General features: G+C 67.3%; 19 protein-coding genes and 1 tRNA gene. 7 read left to right on the top strand and 13 right to left on the bottom strand.

Going from position 1 to position 16095, the window contains the following annotated elements; all coding sequences use genetic code 11:
- Positions 1–7: 7 nt before the first annotated feature.
- From SK854_RS19540 to SK854_RS19525, 4 genes are all read right to left on the bottom strand, one after another.
- Positions 8–850, bottom strand: coding sequence for a DUF4097 family beta strand repeat-containing protein (locus SK854_RS19540; RefSeq protein WP_319976530.1), 843 nt, complete (start codon positions 848–850; stop codon positions 8–10).
- Between the two features lie 80 nt (positions 851–930).
- Positions 931–1485 (bottom strand): hypothetical protein, encoded by a 555-nt coding sequence (locus SK854_RS19535; RefSeq protein WP_319976529.1) that lies wholly within the window; start codon positions 1483–1485, stop codon positions 931–933.
- Between the two features lie 4 nt (positions 1486–1489).
- On the bottom strand, positions 1490–2062 hold the full coding sequence (locus SK854_RS19530; RefSeq protein WP_093596257.1) for a TetR/AcrR family transcriptional regulator: 573 nt from the start codon (positions 2060–2062) through the stop codon (positions 1490–1492).
- Between the two features lie 14 nt (positions 2063–2076).
- Positions 2077–2400, bottom strand: coding sequence for a DMT family transporter (locus tag SK854_RS19525; RefSeq protein WP_319976528.1), 324 nt, complete (start codon positions 2398–2400; stop codon positions 2077–2079).
- Positions 2401–2544: 144 nt separating this feature from the next.
- On the opposite strand from SK854_RS19525, the gene SK854_RS19520 reads away from it, so the two are divergent.
- Entirely contained in the window at positions 2545–4770 is a 2226-nt protein-coding gene (locus tag SK854_RS19520) for a (Fe-S)-binding protein (protein WP_319976527.1), read from the top strand.
- Positions 4771–4828: 58 nt separating this feature from the next.
- Here the strand turns inward: SK854_RS19520 and SK854_RS19515 are convergent, their stop codons facing one another.
- The 5 genes from SK854_RS19515 to SK854_RS19495 form a co-directional block, all read right to left on the bottom strand.
- A complete protein-coding gene (locus SK854_RS19515) occupies positions 4829–5608 on the bottom strand; it encodes an SdrD B-like domain-containing protein (protein ID WP_319976526.1) in 780 nt (259 codons plus the stop codon).
- A 67-nt stretch (positions 5609–5675) separates the two neighbouring features.
- Positions 5676–6056, bottom strand: a complete 381-nt coding sequence (locus SK854_RS19510) for a phage holin family protein (protein WP_319976525.1) — start codon at positions 6054–6056, stop codon at positions 5676–5678.
- A 32-nt stretch (positions 6057–6088) separates the two neighbouring features.
- Positions 6089–7366, bottom strand: a complete 1278-nt coding sequence (locus SK854_RS19505; protein WP_319976524.1) for a hypothetical protein — start codon at positions 7364–7366, stop codon at positions 6089–6091.
- Positions 7367–7523: 157 nt separating this feature from the next.
- Complete coding sequence (locus SK854_RS19500) at positions 7524–8075, bottom strand: MarR family winged helix-turn-helix transcriptional regulator (RefSeq protein WP_319976523.1); 552 nt, start codon at positions 8073–8075, stop codon at positions 7524–7526.
- A 175-nt stretch (positions 8076–8250) separates the two neighbouring features.
- Complete coding sequence (locus tag SK854_RS19495) at positions 8251–8631, bottom strand: SdrD B-like domain-containing protein (protein ID WP_319976522.1); 381 nt, start codon at positions 8629–8631, stop codon at positions 8251–8253.
- Positions 8632–8821: 190 nt separating this feature from the next.
- On the opposite strand from SK854_RS19495, the gene SK854_RS19490 reads away from it, so the two are divergent.
- On the top strand, positions 8822–9802 hold the full coding sequence (locus tag SK854_RS19490; RefSeq protein ID WP_319976521.1) for a cation diffusion facilitator family transporter: 981 nt from the start codon (positions 8822–8824) through the stop codon (positions 9800–9802).
- Here the strand turns inward: SK854_RS19490 and dcd are convergent.
- On the bottom strand, positions 9799–10380 hold the full coding sequence (gene dcd / locus SK854_RS19485; RefSeq protein WP_319976520.1) for a dCTP deaminase: 582 nt from the start codon (positions 10378–10380) through the stop codon (positions 9799–9801). The two genes, SK854_RS19490 and dcd, sit on opposite strands and share 4 nt — an antisense overlap.
- 94 nt (positions 10381–10474) lie before the next feature.
- Here dcd and SK854_RS19480 point away from each other — a divergent pair.
- Positions 10475–10548 (top strand) — tRNA-Gly (locus SK854_RS19480).
- A gap of 73 nt (positions 10549–10621) precedes the next feature.
- Positions 10622–11053, top strand: coding sequence for a PH domain-containing protein (locus tag SK854_RS19475; RefSeq protein WP_319976519.1), 432 nt, complete (start codon positions 10622–10624; stop codon positions 11051–11053).
- On the opposite strand, the gene SK854_RS19470 is transcribed toward SK854_RS19475, so the two are convergent.
- Positions 11050–11466, bottom strand: a complete 417-nt coding sequence (locus SK854_RS19470; protein WP_319976518.1) for a hypothetical protein — start codon at positions 11464–11466, stop codon at positions 11050–11052. The genes SK854_RS19475 and SK854_RS19470 overlap by 4 nt on opposite strands.
- A 117-nt stretch (positions 11467–11583) precedes the next feature.
- On the opposite strand from SK854_RS19470, the gene SK854_RS19465 reads away from it, so the two are divergent.
- Complete coding sequence (locus SK854_RS19465; protein ID WP_319976517.1) at positions 11584–11946, top strand: hypothetical protein; 363 nt, start codon at positions 11584–11586, stop codon at positions 11944–11946.
- On the opposite strand, the gene SK854_RS19460 is transcribed toward SK854_RS19465, so the two are convergent.
- Positions 11906–13414, bottom strand: a complete 1509-nt coding sequence (locus SK854_RS19460; protein ID WP_319976516.1) for a sodium:solute symporter family protein — start codon at positions 13412–13414, stop codon at positions 11906–11908. The genes SK854_RS19465 and SK854_RS19460 overlap by 41 nt on opposite strands.
- A 242-nt stretch (positions 13415–13656) precedes the next feature.
- On the opposite strand from SK854_RS19460, the gene SK854_RS19455 reads away from it, so the two are divergent.
- Positions 13657–14295 (top strand): response regulator transcription factor, encoded by a 639-nt coding sequence (locus SK854_RS19455; protein ID WP_319976515.1) that lies wholly within the window; start codon positions 13657–13659, stop codon positions 14293–14295.
- Here SK854_RS19455 and SK854_RS19450 read toward each other — a convergent pair.
- Complete coding sequence (locus SK854_RS19450) at positions 14257–14832, bottom strand: TetR/AcrR family transcriptional regulator (protein WP_319976514.1); 576 nt, start codon at positions 14830–14832, stop codon at positions 14257–14259. The two genes, SK854_RS19455 and SK854_RS19450, sit on opposite strands and share 39 nt — an antisense overlap.
- An 81-nt stretch (positions 14833–14913) precedes the next feature.
- Here SK854_RS19450 and SK854_RS19445 point away from each other — a divergent pair, with 81 nt between their 5' ends.
- On the top strand, positions 14914–15948 hold the full coding sequence (locus SK854_RS19445; RefSeq protein ID WP_319976513.1) for an FAD-dependent oxidoreductase: 1035 nt from the start codon (positions 14914–14916) through the stop codon (positions 15946–15948).
- Positions 15949–16095 lie beyond the last annotated feature (147 nt).

The raw sequence follows: 16095 nt of genomic DNA, 5'->3' as shown, positions 1-16095 counted from the left end.
TCGGCCCTCAGGCCGCGAGCACCTGGACGTCCCCCGAGCCCGCGTTGAGGTTGAGTTCGAGCGGCGCACCCGGATCGGTCGGAACGTGGATCGCACGCTCACCGCTGCCCGACGAACCCACGACCTTGAACGGACCACCCGGCACCCGCACGGTGATGTCGCCGGACCCGGTGGTGGCCCGCACGGACTTCGCCGCCGACAACGTCAGCCTGATCCCCCCGGAGTCGGCGTTCGCGATCACCTCGTTCTCCATCGAGGTCCCGTCGATCTCCCCTGAACCGGTGCCGAGCAGCGCCTTGCCCTTGACCGCGTCCAGCTGGATCCGGCCCGATCCGATGTCCGCCGTGACGGCGCCACCGATCCGAGCCCCCTCGAAGGCACCGGATCCGGTCTTCACCTTGACGTCCCCCGCGATGTCGCGGGCGATGACCTTGCCGGAGCCGGTCCTGAAGTCGACGGAGGACAGCCCCTCGACGGTCGCGTCACCCGAGCCGATGTCACCGACCACCGTGATGTCCGCCGAGGGGACCAGGACCTCGTAGTTGATCTCGCAGTCGTTGCCGCAGCCGTCCAGCACCAGCGTGCTGCCCTCGATGCGGTGCGCAATGCCCGAGGGCTTGTTGTCCTTGTTGTGCTCGACCTTGCGGTGGACCTTCGTCTCGGCCAGGCCCTGCTGGAAGCGGATCGTCACGTCCCCCGAGTCCTGGTCACCGCGGACCTTGACCGACGTGAACTTCTCAGCAACGACGTGGTCGTCGGAGAACTCGTACTTCATGATGCGGATGCCACAGCCGGTCGACACCGTGAGCACCGCCCCCACCACCAACGCCACCAGCGCAGTCCTCATCATGAGCACAAAACTAGAGGTGGCGGGGCTCAGCTACACGGCAGTCAGCCCCCGAAGGCGGGGTGGGGTTCTCCCTACCTAGCTCAGACCAGGTCTTCGAGCACCGCGCGCAACGCCGGAGCCGTGCGCGCCGGGTCGTTCAGGAACCTCGTCGACGCCAGCACGTGCGCGGGCGCGATGCGTTCCCACAACAAGCCTTCGACCGGCACCTCGGCGATGTGCAGCTCCACGCTCTGCGCCCACCGGCCGATGCGCGACTCGATGCCGCGCAGCACGTCGCCGATCGGCAACGCCGCCGGGCTCTGCACGCGGTGCAGTTGCTCGATGCCCGGTTTCAGCGCGAGCACGACGGCCCGGCTGGCCGGCCGGGTCAGCAACGCCTCGGCGTCCTCGGGCATCGCGGGCTCGGCGCCGCGCCTGCAGGCGTCCAGCGCGTCGGCCCACCAGCCCGGCCACTCGGCCGTCACGGCGGCGCGGTCGGTGCCCGGCGGCACCCGCACCGGCAACGACGGGTCCAGGCCCGGCACGTGCGGCTCGACGTCGACCGACAACGCCAGCGAGTCGCGCACGTACAGCGCGGCGAGCAGCCCCAGGCTCACCCCGTGGCTGATGCCGGACACCTCTCGCGCGAACCTCATGGCCTCATTGTTCCCGCGGCGCGGCCGTGAATTCGTCGCGACCGCGGATCAAGAAGGACACGATTGGCTCCAGCTCGTCCTCGTTCGGCGCAACGTCGGCGATCAGGCCCTGCATCAGCAGCCCGTCGATGGCCGCGAGGAACGCCCGGAACGCGACGGGGTCCTCCGGCCGCACGACCTCCACGGCCAGGTCGAGCCACCGGCGCGCGGCGGGCTTCAGCTCGGGACGCCTGCCCGCCAGCAGGTACAGCTCGTACTCGGCGAGCGTGCGGCCGCGGTTCTCGTTCACGGCCTTCGCGAGGCTGCTCGCGATCTCACGGGCGGTGCCACCGCTCGCGACGATCTTCAGCATGTCGTCGCACAACGACTCGGCCGACCACACGAGCGTGGCGATCAACAGGTCGTCGAGCGTGGCGAAGTAATAGGTGGGTGCCGTCGTCGGCACACCGGCTTCCCGGGCGACGCTGCGGTGCGTCACGCCGGCGACGCCTTCGCGTTCGATCACGCGCAGGGTGGCCTCGACGATGGCGCGGCGCTTCTTCTCGCCGCGCGCCTTTCGCCCGTCGACCTTCTGGATGTCTGCCAGCGCGGTCAGTGCGTCCTCCCGAGTTCGAGCGTCACCACGCCTCCGATGATCAGGACCAGGCCGATGACCATCGTGGGGTTGAGGGTTTCGCCGAGGAACTTCCAGCCGATGATCGCGACTGCCGCAACGCCGACAGCGGACCATACGGCGTAAGCGACGCCCACGGGCATACCCAACTTCAACGCGCGCGAAAGTGCGGTGAAGGCGATGGCGTATCCGACGACGACAACGACCGAAGGCCACAGTCTGCTGAATCCGTCGGACAGCTTCAACGACACGGTGGCGGCGATCTCTCCCACGATCGCCGCGGCGAGATACACGTACAACACGGCGACCTCCGGCTGTTCAGGACAACTACCTGAACAAGTGTTCCACAAGTTTTTGATCAATTTCCGGATACTTGACCGGTACGTGAGGAGACACCGGCCACGTCCAAGTGGTTACTGATCAGTAACGTGGCCTAGAATCCCGCCATGACCCTCCAGCTGGTTCTCGGACTCGTCGCCGTGGCGGTGAGCGTCGTCGCCTGGGGCGTGTTCGTCGCCGCCGTGCTGAAGCAGATCAAGATCATCCGGCTCGGCCAGCCCGACGGCACCCGCTTCGGGCCGTTCGTGCCGCGCATGAAGACGATGATCGTCGAGTTCGTCGCGCACACCAGAATGGCGAAGTTCCGTTCGGTCGCCCCGTGGCACTGGATGGTGATGTGGGGCTTCCTCATCGGGTCCGCGGTGCTGTTCGAGGCGTACGGCGAGGTGTTCGACCCGCACTTCCACTGGCCGATCATCGGCACGTGGTCGGTCTGGCTGCTGCTGGTCGAACTGCTGGGCCTCGGCACCGTCGTCGGTGGTGTCGCCCTGGCGGTCATCCGCCAGCGCAACCACCCGCGCCGCGCCGACCGGCTCTCCCGCTTCCAGGGTTCGGACTTCAAGTCGGCGTACTTCGTCGAGGCCGTCGTGATCATCGAGGGCGTCGGCATCCTGCTGGTCAAGGCGTTCAAGCAGTCGAGCGGCCTGGAGGTCGCCCCGCTGTGGACGTCGTTCGTGACGCAGCCGCTCGCGCAGATCCTGCCGTCCGCGCCCATCTGGGTGTCGGTGATGGCGCTGGTCAAGCTGCTGAGCGGGATGATCTGGCTGATCGTGGTCGGCCGCAACCTCACGATGGGTGTCGCCTGGCACCGGTTCTCGGCGTTCTTCAACATCTACTTCAAGCGCGAGGACGACGGTGGCGTCGCTCTGGGCGCGCTGAAGCCGATGATGTCCGGCGGCAAGGTCCTCGATCTCGAAGAGGCCGACCCGGACAAGGACGTGTTCGGCGTCGGCAAGGTGGAGGACTTCACCTGGAAGGGCGTCCTCGACTTCTCGACCTGCACCGAGTGCGGCCGCTGCCAGTCGCAGTGCCCCGCCTGGAACACCGGCAAGCCGTTGTCCCCCAAGCTGGTCATCACGCAGCTGCGCGACCACATGTACGCGAAGGCGCCGTACCTGCTGGCCGGCGGCTCGCGCGACATGGCGGGCGACGAGGTCGGTCTCACCGAGGACAAGTACGAGGACTACAAGAAGCGCCTCGAGTCCATCGACGTGCTGGCGATGGCCGAGTCCGAGCGCCCGCTGGTCGGCGGCCCCGACGAGCTGGGCGTCATCGACCCCGAGGTGCTGTGGTCCTGCACGACCTGCGGCGCGTGCGTCGAGCAGTGCCCGGTGGACATCGAGCACGTCGACCACATCGTCGACATGCGCCGCTACCAGGTGCTGATCGAGTCGAACTTCCCGTCCGAGCTCGGCGGCATGTTCAAGAACCTGGAGAACAAGGGCAACCCGTGGGGCCAGAACTCCAAGGACCGCCTGGCGTGGACCGAGGGCCTCGAGTTCGAGGTGCCGGTGTTCGACGGCGAACTGGGCGACGCGGAGTACCTGTTCTGGGTCGGCTGCGCCGGTGCGTACGAGGACCGCGCGAAGAAGACGACGCGTGCCGTCGCCGAGCTGCTGCACACCGCGGACGTGAAGTACACGGTGCTCGGCCCGGAGGAGACCTGCACCGGTGACCCGGCTCGCCGCGCCGGCAACGAGTTCCTGTTCCAGATGCTCGCGCAGCAGAACGTCGAGGTGCTCAACTCGGTGTTCGAGGACCGGCCCGCCGGCCAGCGCAAGATCGTCGTGACGTGTGCGCACTGCTTCAACACGCTGGCCAACGAGTACCCGCAGGTCGGTGGCACGTACGAGGTCGTGCACCACACGCAGCTGCTGAACAAGCTGGTGCGCGAACGCCGTCTGGTGCCGGTCGCGCCGGTCACCGAGGACGTCACGTACCACGACCCGTGCTACCTGGGCCGTCACAACAAGGTCTACGAGGCGCCGCGTGAGCTGATCGGGGCGTCCGGCGCGACGCTGCGCGAGATGCCGCGGCACGAGGAACGCTCCATGTGCTGCGGTGCCGGCGGCGCGCGCATGTGGATGGAGGAGCGGATCGGCAAGCGCATCAACGTCGACCGCGTGGACGAGGCGTTGTCCACGGCGCCGTCGAAGATCGCGACCGGCTGCCCGTTCTGCCGCGTGATGCTGACCGACGGCGTGACCGCGCGTCAGGCCGACGGCCAGGCCGGTGCGCACGTCGAGGTCGTGGACGTGGCGCAGATGCTGCTGGAGTCCGTGAAGCGCGGGCAGCCGACGCCGGAGGCGGCAGCCGAGGACGCGAACGTCTGAGTCAGGCAACGAGAAACGGCCCCGGTCCACTGTGGACCGGGGCCGTTCTGCTCTGTCGTCAGAAAGCCCAGACCTTGAGCTTCTTGACGTTGTTCTCCCAGTCGACGTCCGGCGCGCCGAGGGTCTCGGCGGTCACGACGATCTCGCCACGCCTGATCGGCTTGTCCACCCGCGCCTTGACCGTGTAAGTGACGGACTCGCCGATGTAGGTGTTCTTCTGGTAAACACTCGACAGGCTCACCTGCTGTCCGTCGACGTGCCAGACGGGAGCGTTGGCGGACAACGGGGTCAGCCCCTCCGGCAGCGTGGCATACCCGTGCATCGTCGCGGGCGTGTTGCCCTTGTTCCGGTAGGTGACCTTGACGTCGACCTCGTCACCGACCTTCATGAAACGGGGCGCGTCCACGCGATCGACCGCCGCGTCGTACCGCCCCTGCACGAATCCCGCGTCGTACGGACCGGCCTGACCGCCTGGCGCGAGGGTGAACTCCTCGGTCCTGAGCGTGTTCTCGTCGAAGTCCGAGTCGCCGCCGCTCTTGGTGAACGCCGTCGACCACTCCCGGTTGAACATGGTCACCACGTAGGTGCCCGCCGGGATGTTCTCGAACCGGTAGTTGCCGTTCTCGTCGGTGTTCGCCGTCTTGTACAGCCCCGGAATCAGGAACGTGTACCCGGTCTTCGGCGCTTCGCCCGGCTGCCGGACGCCGTCACCGTTGTCGTCGAACCACGCCGACCCGGTGATGACCCCACCGGGCTCGTCGGCCATCGCCGGCTGAACGACGAAGGCCGACGCGGCCAGTGCGAGTCCGAGTGCGGAAAGTCTTGTCACAGCACGCATTTCAAATCCCCCAGGATGTGAAGTGAACTTCCACATCAAGGGACGTGCCCCGCACACCGAGGTTGCGTCAGTCCTTGTCGGTGACCTTGTCGTAGACCACGTTCAGCACCCAGCCGGTCAGGGCGACGATGATCGCGCCCCAGAACGCCGGCCAGAAGCCGTCGACGCGGAACGGCAGGTCGAACTGCTCGGCCAGCCACCCGGTGAACATGAACAGCAGCGCGTTCACCACGAGCCCGATCAGGCCGAGCGTCAACAGGTAGAACAGGCAGCCGAAGAACTTCACTACCGGCTTCACGATCGCGTTGATCAGGCCGAAGATCACCGCGACGCCGATCAGCGTGAGGATTCTCGAACCGGTCGAGCCCTCGCCCAGGTCGATGCCCGGGAGGGCGGTCGACACCCAGACCGCCACGGCAGTCAGCAGCACATGCACCAAGATGCCCATGCCGCAGACTAACCGTGACGGGTCCTAAGTGGTCAGGAGCGGCGGCGGCGCGCCATGAAGAACGCTCCCAGGCCGGCCGCGAGCAGCAACGAGCCGAGGCCGAGGAAGCCGAGCGGCGAGGCACCGGTCGACGCGAGGCCGGACTTGTTGCCCGCCTTGGCCACGGCCTGGGTGGTCGTGGTGACCGGCGCGGCGGTGGTCGTCTCCGTCGTGGTCGGCGCGGTGGTCTCCGCGCCCTTCTCCACGACCTTGATCTTCGTGCTGACCACGTTGTTCTTGTGGTCGACGTCCGGCAGACGGCCGAAGTTGAAGCGCGCCATGGCGTGCACCTCGGTGTACGTGAGGTCGTTCAGCTCGATCTTGATCGCGACCTCGGTCTGCTTGCCGGGAAGGATCTTGTCCTTGACGGTGAAGTCCTCGTCGGTGCCCGGCTGCAACGTCACGTTGTCGCTGTGGGACAAGAGCTTCGCGGAGAAGCTTCCCAGCACGAAGGTCGGCGCGATCGGCACGTTGCCCTTGTTGGAGAGCGTCAGCTTGAGGTCGAGCTGGTCGCCGATGGCGTAGGTGTCCTTGACCGGCGTGATCGCGGACGCGAGCGCCACGTCGGCCTTGGCCTCCACGTAGCGCAGGTCGATCCGCACGTCGCGGTCGCCACCCTGGGGCGCGACGGCGCGCGTGCCGGTCAGCCAGTCGACGTCCTGGGCGGACTTCGGCTCGGCCAGCGCCAGCTTGGCCGCCGTGAGGTCCGGCGCGGTGACGGTCAGGTCGCCCAGCGGGAGGTCGAGCAGGTAGGCGCCGTCCGAGCCGGCCGCGGTCTCCACGTCGACGGCGGCACCGGAGTTCGTCTTGCCGGTGACCTTGACCCTGGCGCCGTGCGTCTTCTCGTCGGCCTGCTTCGCGCCGTCACCGTTGGCGTCGACGAAGGTGAAGCCGCTGAGGAAGAGGCCGCGCAACGGGAAGTCGAGGCCGGACGCGGACTCCGACGCGCCGTGACCCACCTTGGTGGTCGAGTAGTCGGTCATGTCGTTGTTGCTGATCACGTACTTCGGCCCCTTCGGCAGGACGGCCTTGTACCTGCCGTCCGGACCGGTCGGGAAGTTCCCCACCAGTTCGTTGGTGCCCTGAACGCGAATGACGACCCCGCTGCCGTTGGCGCGGACGTTCTCACCTTCGTTGAAGGTGTTGTCACCGTTGCGGTCGAGGTAGAACAGGCCTTCTACGGTGATCGTCTCGTCCTGCGCGGCGGCGGAAGTGGCCACGGCGGGCAGGGCGAGGGCGGCCGTCATCGCGACGGCGAAGAACTTCTTCACTGATCCCCCAGCGTTCGTTTGCTCCACTTGGGACATCGGAACGCCGGGGGTCAGCGTTGCATGACACCGGTCACTCGGACAGCGGGTAGCCACCCATCTCGCACCCCTCCCTCTCGCGCCAGTTAGCACGATATCGGATAGTACGAGTTCGTAGCAATTACTCCTTGCTGTCGAGTGCGAGCCGCGTGCGACGGTGCGCGGGCCCCAGTTCGCCGGACAGCACCTCCATCACCTGACGCAGGAGCTCGCGCAGGCGCTCCAGGTCGGCACCCGGCAGCGCGGTGAAGAGGTCGCGCTCCCGTTCGGCCTGGCCGGCGACGATCCGCAGGAAGATCTCGCGGCCGGCGTCGGTCAGCGTCGCGGGCAACGACCGGCGGTCGCTCGGGTCGAGTTCGCGGACGACGAGGCCCGCCTTCTCCAGCCGGTCGAGCCTGCTCGTGATCGTGGTGGCCGGGCTCAGCGTGCCGTTCGCGAGCTGCTTGGGCGTGAGCCGATGAGGCGGCCCGATCCAGAAGAGCCGCGCGAGGATCTCGTAGTCGGCTCGGTTGAGCCCGTGCGGCGCGGCGATCTCCGTGGCGAGGAAGTCGAGGTACTTGCTGATCTGGTGCACCCGGTCGACCACGCCTTCGACCACCGGATCGATCGCCGGAACCATGGCCCTCCACGACTCGACCTCGGCATCGGTGTCGTCCGCACCACGCTTGCCCATCCTGCGATGGTAGTTGCGCCCGCATGCAGAACGGCCCGCGTCTCTCCCGGACGCGGGCCGTTCCGTCTTACCCCCTGGTGATCAGCGTCCCCCCGGAGCAGATCCCAGCCTTAAGACACCTCAGGACATCTGGATGTTGCCCTGACCCCCGAATGTCACTCGAATGCAGTAACGATCAGGCGCGGCGGACAGCGAAGTTGACGGACGGAAGCTCGTCGTCGCCGATCTCCACGAGCACGGTGGAGTCCGAGATGTTGACGAACTCCGGGTCGTTGAAGCTGACCTGGTACCAGCCGTACGGCGCGCGTTTCATGGTCCAGACGCCATAGCTGCTGGTCGGGAAGTCCGCGCTCACCCCGTCGGCGTCGGTGACCACCACGTCGACGTCGCTGATGCCGGGCTCGCCGTCCTGCCACACGCCGTCGTGGTTGAGGTCCTCGAAGACGATGCCGCCGACGTACCCGGTCGGCTCGGCGGCCTGCGCGGACGCGACGCCGGCGAACGCGATCAGCGAGGCCGTGACGGCGATGAACGCAGCACGAATCTTGATACCCATTTACTTCCCCCAGGAACATTTCACGCAGCACGAAGCAGCGCATTCTTCAGCGGATTTCCCGGACGCTCCCCAGCATCCGGTCGCTATAGAAGTCGTTCGAGAGGCATCGCCGGTTGTCCCCCGTGACACAACCGTGATCCCCGCCTGTCGCAGCAGGTGCACGCCCGTCCGCGGTCCTAAGCTGATCGACATGAGCGAGAAGCCGCAGGCCTCCGGCGAAAGCACCCTCACCGTCGTACTGGCCCTGCTGGTCAATCTGGCGATTGCAATCATGAAGGCCGTTGCGGGCGTTTTGACCGGTTCGGCCGCCATTCTCTCGGAAGCCGCCCACTCGGTGGCCGACACGTTCACCGAAGCGCTCCTGCTGACCGCCCTGCGCCGCTCGGACCGACCGGCCGACCGCCGCCACCCGTTCGGCTACGGCAAGGAACGCTACTTCTGGTCGCTGCTGGCCGCGGTCTCGATCTTCGCCTCCGGTGCGATGTTCGCGTTCTACGAGGGCTTCCGCACGGTCTTCGGCGAGCCGGAAGAGCAGACCCGTCCGTTGGTCGGCTACATCGTGCTTGGCTTGGCGTTCGCGCTCGAGTCCGTCTCGTGGACGCAGGCGTTCCGACAGGTCCGCTCCGAGTCCGCCGCACACGGCCGCGGCTTCTGGGACTTCCTGCGCGTGTCCGACGACCCGACCGTCAAGACCGTCTTCCTGGAGGACTCGGCCGCCCTCATCGGCCTGCTGCTCGCGTTCGCGGGCCTCGGCCTGCACCAGCTGACCGGCTCGTCGCTGTGGGACGGCCTCGCGTCACTGGCGATCGGCGTGCTGCTGGCGTCGGTGGCCTACGTCCTGGCCCGCACCAACCGCGGCCTGCTGATCGGACGTCAGGCGGACCCGGTGATGGTGAAGGCGATCTGGCGCAGGCTGGGCGAAGTGCCCGAGGTGGACGCCGTCGTGGACGTGCTGACGATGCTCATCGGCACCGACCGCGTCCTGCTGTGCGCACGACTGGACTTCGACGACGCCCTGACGGCCCACCAGCTGGAAGACGCCTGCGTGCGCATCTCCGCGGAACTGCGCGCGGAGTTCACGGACCTCGACGAGATCTTCCTGGAACCGGTCCCGCGCACCGACCCCGAACTGCGCCGCCGCGTGCTGGAGCGCTACGGGGACCTGAGCTAGCGGCGCGTGTCCGTGCGGCTGAAGTTCAGGTAGGCGCGGCTGGGCGTGGGCCCGCGCTGCCCCTGGTACCGGCTGCCGGCCTGCGCCGAGCCGTACGGGTGCTCCGCCGGGCTCGACAGCTTGAACAGGCACAGCTGCCCGATCTTCATGCCGGGGTGCAGCGTGATCGGCAGGTTCGCGACGTTCGACAGCTCCAGCGTGATGTGGCCGGAGAAGCCGGGGTCGATGAACCCCGCCGTGGAGTGCGTCAGCAGCCCGAGCCGGCCGAGGCTGGACTTGCCCTCGAGCCGCCCCGCCAGATCGTCCGGCAGCGTCACCATCTCGTAGGTCGACCCGAGCACGAACTCGCCGGGGTGCAACACGAACTGCTCACCCTCGGGTGTCTCGACCAGGCTCGTCAGCTCGTCCTGCTGCTGCGAGGGGTCGATGTGGGTGTACTTGGTGTTGTTGAAGACCCGGAAGAACCGGTCCAGCCGCACGTCGATGCTCGACGGCTGAAGCATCTCGACGTCGAACGGGTCGAGAGCGAGACGGCCGGACTCGACCTCTTTGCGCAGATCCTGGTCACTCAGCAGCACCGGGACAGGCTAACCGAGTTGGCGTCGTTGGCGAGCCAGCACCGTGGGACGTCACGTTGCCGGTCTGTGTATGATCGGCGGCGAGCTTGATCCCGCGGGTGTAGTTCATTGGTAGAACGACAGCTTCCCAAGCTGTAGAGGCGGGTTCGATTCCCGTCACCCGCTCCACCCGAAAGCCCTCCAGCGGAGGGCTTTCGTCGTTTCCAGGTCAGCCGGGTCCGCACGGCGCTAACTTCGGCGCATGGGGATCACTACTTTCCGCAGGCCATCGGCCCGTGTCGCCGTTGTGATCATTGCGGTGATCGCGTACTTCGTTCTGTCGTTCCGGATCTACGACCTCGCGGACGGGCTGGTCGAGGACGTTCTCGCCGCATTGCTCTTCGTTCTTCTGGCGGTGGCGGTGCTCCAGACCTGGCGGCTGGCGGTGGTCGTGAGGTCGGACGGGGTGCTTGTGCGCAACTCGTGGCGTGACCAGTTCCTGCGGTGGGACGACATCCAGGGCATCGACCACGAGCAGAGCCGCATCCAGCGCGTGTCGATCTTGATGAACGACGGGCGGGTCGTGCAGTGCGAGGCGATGCGCGGGTGGGCCACCAAGGACGAGCCGCATGCGAAGGCGCTCGTGCAGGCGGTCACCGAACGTCTTGCGGCGCGGGAACAACAGGCCGGTTAGTCGACCGGCAGGCCCCACGGGCGGCGGTCCAGTTCCGCCCAGCCGCCGCCGCGTGCGAGAGCCGCTCGCACGCCGGCCACGTGGTCGGCGAACGACGCCAGGTCGCCGTGCAGCAGTTCGGCGCGTTCCACGTCCAACGGGTGCGTGTCGTCGTGCCACAGGTCGACGGCGAACGAGGCGACGAAGGACATCGACTGCAGCAGCTGCAGAAGCGCCGTGGAGGGCCGCATCGACTCGGCCAGGTAGGAAAGCCGGATCTCCTCGCAGACCGCGAGCAGCGAGCGGACCTGGCGGATGGCGTCGGCCGGCGTGCCGTCCCACGACGGGTCCGGCCACACGCGGTCGCTCAGCTCCAGCCAGAGCCGCCAGCCCGTGGCGAGTTCCGCGTCGTCTGCGGGAGACCACTTACCCATGCATCCACTGTGCATGGGTAAAGAGGAAGAGTCTCGTGACGATGACGCACGCCACGGCAACCATCGGGTCACACATACGTCTTGTAGCGCATGACGCGTTCCTGGCAAGGACAGAGCGTGAAGAGCCTCGCTCGCGGGCTCGCCCTGGGCGTGGTTCTCACGGTGTTCGCCCTCCCCGCTCTCCAGTACGAGATCGCCGAGCACGCCAACCTGATCACGCGCGTGTTCGCCTACGGGTTCCTGCTCGTGCCCTTCGCCGTCGCCACGGTGCTGCGGAGCGAGTACCCGGTGACGCACACGACCGGACTGGTCGCGGGTGCGACGGTGGTGCTGGCGTCCACGGCGCAGACCTACACCGGCACGCCCATGCCCTACGTGTGGCTCGCGGCGGCGACCCTGTTCGGGTGCGCCGCCGCGAGGATCATGCGGAACGAACGGCTTACGCCTTCACCTTCTCCGGTTCAGGTTCGTCGGAGTTGAGCGAGTCGAGCAGGATGTCGCGCTCGGTGTCGGGCTCCTTCTTCAGGAAGCCGATCGACAGGTAGAGCACGAGCGAGAGCATCAGCGGCCACGACACGAGCACGCCCTTGGTGACCCAGGCCGCCTTGTTCATCTGCTCGATGTACAGGAACGCCCACATGCCCAGGCCGCCGACCACCGAGGCGATCGCCGCGGTCGAGCCGATCTTGCGGAACCACGGCAGCAGGCCGAGCATCAGCGGGATCGCGATCGGGCCCATCGTGGCGGCGACCAGGTCGACCACCACCTTGAGCACGAAGCCCTGGCCTCCGGACGCGATCGCGATGATCATGCTGACGCCGATGAAGGTGAACGTCGTTATGCGGGCCAGCTTCAACTGGTTGTCCGCCGTGAACGTCTTCACCCGCTTCCAGAGGTGCGGCAGCATGTCGCGGTTGATGACAGCGGCGATGACGTTCGCGTCCGACGACACCATGGCCATGGTGTGCGAGAAGAAGCCGGCCAGAACCAGGCCGATCATGCCCGCGGGCAGCATCTGCTTGCCCATCTCGATGTACGCGTTCTCCGCCTGCGCTCCTTCGAGGCCCGGCACGATCAGCGGCGCCGCCCACATCGGGAAGAACAGCACGAGCGGCCACACGAGCCACAGCGCGGACGAGAGCAGCGCGGACCGCTTGGCCGCGAAGCCGGACGGCGCGGCCATGTAGCGCTGCGCCAGGTTCCACATGCCGCCGTTGTACTCCAGCGTCTTGATCAGGAAGAGCGCCATGAGGAACGTCGACGTGTACGGGCCGGCGAGCGGGTCGCTGTGGCTCTCCGGGAGCTTGTCCCAGATCGTCACGGGGAAGTCCCAGCCGAGAGTGCCGGCGACGGCGAACAACATCGCGAAGCCCGCGGCCGCCTGGATGATGAACTGGCCGAAGTCGGTGAGCGCGTCGGCCCAGAGGCCACCGAGCACGGAGTAGATCATCGTGACCACGCCGATGATGATGATGCCCCAGGTGATCGGGACACCCGCGAAGCCGCGGAGCAGGATCGAGACGGCCGCCCACTTGGCGGCGATGTCGACGACCTTGAGCAACGCACCCGCGTAGGCCATGACCTGCTGGGTGGGCACGTTGTAGCGCTTGGCCAGGTACTCGAGCGGTGACTTGACGTCGTGCTTCGAGCGCAACCGGTTCCACCGCGGTGCGAACAGGAACGCGCCGATGCCGACGCCGATGCCGATCGTCAATGACCACCACACGTAGACGGTGAGTCCCAGCCGGTACGCCTCAGAGGCGAACGCGACGAACATGACCGCGCTGTAGCCCGACATGTGGTGCGAGATGCCGGACAACCACCACGGCATCTTGCCGCCTGCCGTGAAGAAGTCGGCGATGTTGTGGACCCGCCCACGCGACCAGAGTCCGATCCCGACCATCACGAAGAAATAGCCGACAACCACGACCCAATCGAGGGTGCCCATGTGACCTCCTTGCGTGCACACACGTGTGCCCGCGAGAGCACCAGGCCTCATGGCGGCGGAACCTGGCACATCCGCACGGGATATGTGACGTAGGTCTTACGAGACTGTTGCGGGGGTGCGGAAGACCTTCGGCCGTCTTGAATCACATTCGTGACCCTTGTTCATCCACATGAACCGACTATTCCGCGTCACACGTCCGAGGGAACTACGTCACTCCTCTGGAAGCACGAACGGAGGTGCTGATGCTCCCGCCCAGCCGGCCTGCCCCCGGCGTCGCGCTGATCGACCCGGTGCCGCTCTACCGCGAAGGCCTGTCCGCCCTGATCAGGAGGACCCCGGGCCTGCGCTGGCTCGGTTCGACCGGCGATCTGCACGCTGCCGTTCGCCTGCACGAACGACTGCGTCCCGACGTGCTGCTCATCGACTCCGTGCTCGACCCGGTCGGCCACGTGGCCCGGCTGCTCGCCGAACGAGATCCGACCTTGTTGATCATCGGACTGGTCCGCGACGCGCACTCGCACGCGAACTACGTGACGACGGCGTTGGAGGCGGGTGTCCGCGGCGTCGTACCGCGATCGGCCCAGCCGGAACAGATCGTCCGGGTGATCGCCGAGACCTTCCGTTCACGCGGGTACGTGCACCCCGACCTGCGGCCGAAGGAACGACCGACGCTGACCAAGCGCGAGTACGAGGTGCTCACGCTCATCGCGGACGGCCTGGAGAACCAGCAGGTCGCGAACGAGCTGATCTTGTCCGTGGAGACCGTGCGAACCCACGTGAAGGGCATCCTGCGCAAGCTCAGCGCGCGTGACCGGACGCACGCGGTGTCGCTCGCCTACCGGTCAGGCCTGCTGATCGGCCGCCCAGCCGTGCTCGAGTAACCCGAACACCTCGTCGGCAGCCCGTTCGCGGTCGGGCCGATCGAAGATCACGTCCCGCGCCTCCAGGGCGAACCGGGCCAGCGCCGCACACCTGACGTCGTCCGCCGGCGCGCCGATCTCCTCCGCGATGGCCGCCGCCAGCGCGTGCTGATGCCGCGTCCACATCCGGTGCCCGTACTCGCGCAGCGCCGACGTGTCGAGCACCAGCCGCTGGAAAACCTCGAACTGCGGGTGGTCGGCGTGCCCTCTCGCCGCCTGCACGAAGTGATCGCGCAATGCCATCGGGATCGACCTGCCCCCGCGGTTGCGCACGGCCGCGACCAGCGCCGACTCCTGCTGCTCGTCCTCGTCGAAGAGCAGCGCCTCCTTGCTGGGGAAGTGCTTGAACAACGTCGTCACCGACACGTCCGCGGTGTCGGCGATCTCCTTCACGCCCACGGCGTCGAACCCGCGCTCGATGAACAGCCTCGTCGCCGCGTCGGAGATCGACTGACGGGTCTGCTGCTTCTTCCGCTCGCGGCGGCCGAGCTCGGTCACCTGCCGATCGTACCGCAAGAGTTGAGCCGGTTCAAAAGTGTAGTGGTTGCACTTTCGAAGTCGATACGCTTTCATGGAGCCATGACCTCACCACGCATCGCCATCGCAGGGGCCGGCATCGGCGGCCTCACCTGTGCCCGCGTCCTCCAGCTGCACGGGTTCGAGAACGTCACCGCCTTCGAGCGGGAGAGTTCCCCGGAAGCCCGCCAGCAGGGCGGCACCATCGATCTGCACGCCGACAGCGGCCAGGAGGCCGTGCGCGCCGCCGGACTGTTCGAGCAGTGGCGCGCGCTCGCCCGCTTCGAGGGCCAGGAGCAGCGCAAGGTCGACCACGCCACGGCCGCGTTGATCGAGCACGAACCGGCGGAGGGCGACTTCCGGCCGGAGATCGACCGCGGCCAGTTGCGCCGGCTCCTGCTCGACTCGCTCGCGCCCGGAACCGTCACGTGGGGTCGAGGTATCTCCTCGGCGAAACCGGGCGAGGTCACGTTCCTGGACGGCTCCACGTCCACGTTCGACCTGGTCATCGGGGCGGACGGCGCCTGGTCGCGGGTCCGTCCGGCCTTGTCGCCGGCCGTGCCGCTGTACACCGGCGTGATGTTCGTCGAGACGCGGCACGACAACGACGAACGGCTGCTCGATCTCACCGGCCAGGGCACGATGGTCGCCGACGGCGGAGGCCTGATGATCTGGTCGCAGCGCAACAGCGGAGATCACATCCGCGCGTACGCGTGCATGCGCGCGGATGAAGAGTGGATGCCCTCCAACACCGACCTGATGGAGCTCTACGCAGGCTGGCACCCGTCGCTGCTGGCGTTCCTCGAAGGCGAGCTGATCTACCGCCCGCTGTACTCGCTGCCGGTGCCCCACACCTGGGAGCACACGCCCGGCGTGACGCTGCTCGGCGACGCCGCCCATCTGCAGCCACCACTGGGCGTCGGGGCGAACCTCGCCATGCAGGACGCGGCCGAACTGGCACTGGCGATCGCCGCGGACGGTGTCCGAGACGGGGTGCGGGCCTACGAATCTGTCATGGTGCCCCGCTCGGTGAGCTTCGCCGAACGGACGAACTCCGCACTGCTCGAGATGGTGCCCGAACGCCCGGTACGCGTCTGACCGGCCCTCATGCCCGATTCAGGTCACTCGGAGGACTGTCTACTTCGCCACCAGTGGGTGGTCGGCCTTGCCGGGGTTACTGTCGAGTAATACTCTGTTGTTACCGGTCAGTAGGCGACCCCGCCGCGACCCTGAGGAGTGAGCTGA

Source organism: Lentzea sokolovensis (assembly GCF_033949975.1).
GTDB classification, from domain to species: Bacteria; Actinomycetota; Actinomycetes; order Mycobacteriales; family Pseudonocardiaceae; genus Lentzea; species Lentzea sokolovensis.
Note: the sequence above shows the minus strand (reverse complement) of the source record. Positions and strands in the feature narration are given on the sequence as shown.

Excerpts from the sequence above, each read along its gene's own strand:
- SK854_RS19540 (WP_319976530.1), bottom strand. The coding sequence starts at position 850 with ATGATGAGGACTGCGCTGGTGGCGTTGGTGGTGGGGGCGGTGCTCACG.
- SK854_RS19535 (WP_319976529.1), bottom strand. The coding sequence starts at position 1,485 with ATGAGGTTCGCGCGAGAGGTGTCCGGCATCAGCCACGGGGTGAGCCTG.
- SK854_RS19520 (WP_319976527.1), top strand. The coding sequence starts at position 2,545 with ATGACCCTCCAGCTGGTTCTCGGACTCGTCGCCGTGGCGGTGAGCGTC.
- SK854_RS19515 (WP_319976526.1), bottom strand. The coding sequence starts at position 5,608 with ATGCGTGCTGTGACAAGACTTTCCGCACTCGGACTCGCACTGGCCGCG.
- SK854_RS19510 (WP_319976525.1), bottom strand. The coding sequence starts at position 6,056 with ATGGGCATCTTGGTGCATGTGCTGCTGACTGCCGTGGCGGTCTGGGTG.
- SK854_RS19500 (WP_319976523.1), bottom strand. The coding sequence starts at position 8,075 with ATGGGCAAGCGTGGTGCGGACGACACCGATGCCGAGGTCGAGTCGTGG.
- SK854_RS19495 (WP_319976522.1), bottom strand. The coding sequence starts at position 8,631 with ATGGGTATCAAGATTCGTGCTGCGTTCATCGCCGTCACGGCCTCGCTG.
- SK854_RS19490 (WP_319976521.1), top strand. The coding sequence starts at position 8,822 with ATGAGCGAGAAGCCGCAGGCCTCCGGCGAAAGCACCCTCACCGTCGTA.
- SK854_RS19475 (WP_319976519.1), top strand. The coding sequence starts at position 10,622 with ATGGGGATCACTACTTTCCGCAGGCCATCGGCCCGTGTCGCCGTTGTG.
- SK854_RS19470 (WP_319976518.1), bottom strand. The coding sequence starts at position 11,466 with ATGGGTAAGTGGTCTCCCGCAGACGACGCGGAACTCGCCACGGGCTGG.
- SK854_RS19460 (WP_319976516.1), bottom strand. The coding sequence starts at position 13,414 with ATGGGCACCCTCGATTGGGTCGTGGTTGTCGGCTATTTCTTCGTGATG.
- SK854_RS19455 (WP_319976515.1), top strand. The coding sequence starts at position 13,657 with ATGCTCCCGCCCAGCCGGCCTGCCCCCGGCGTCGCGCTGATCGACCCG.
- SK854_RS19445 (WP_319976513.1), top strand. The coding sequence starts at position 14,914 with ATGACCTCACCACGCATCGCCATCGCAGGGGCCGGCATCGGCGGCCTC.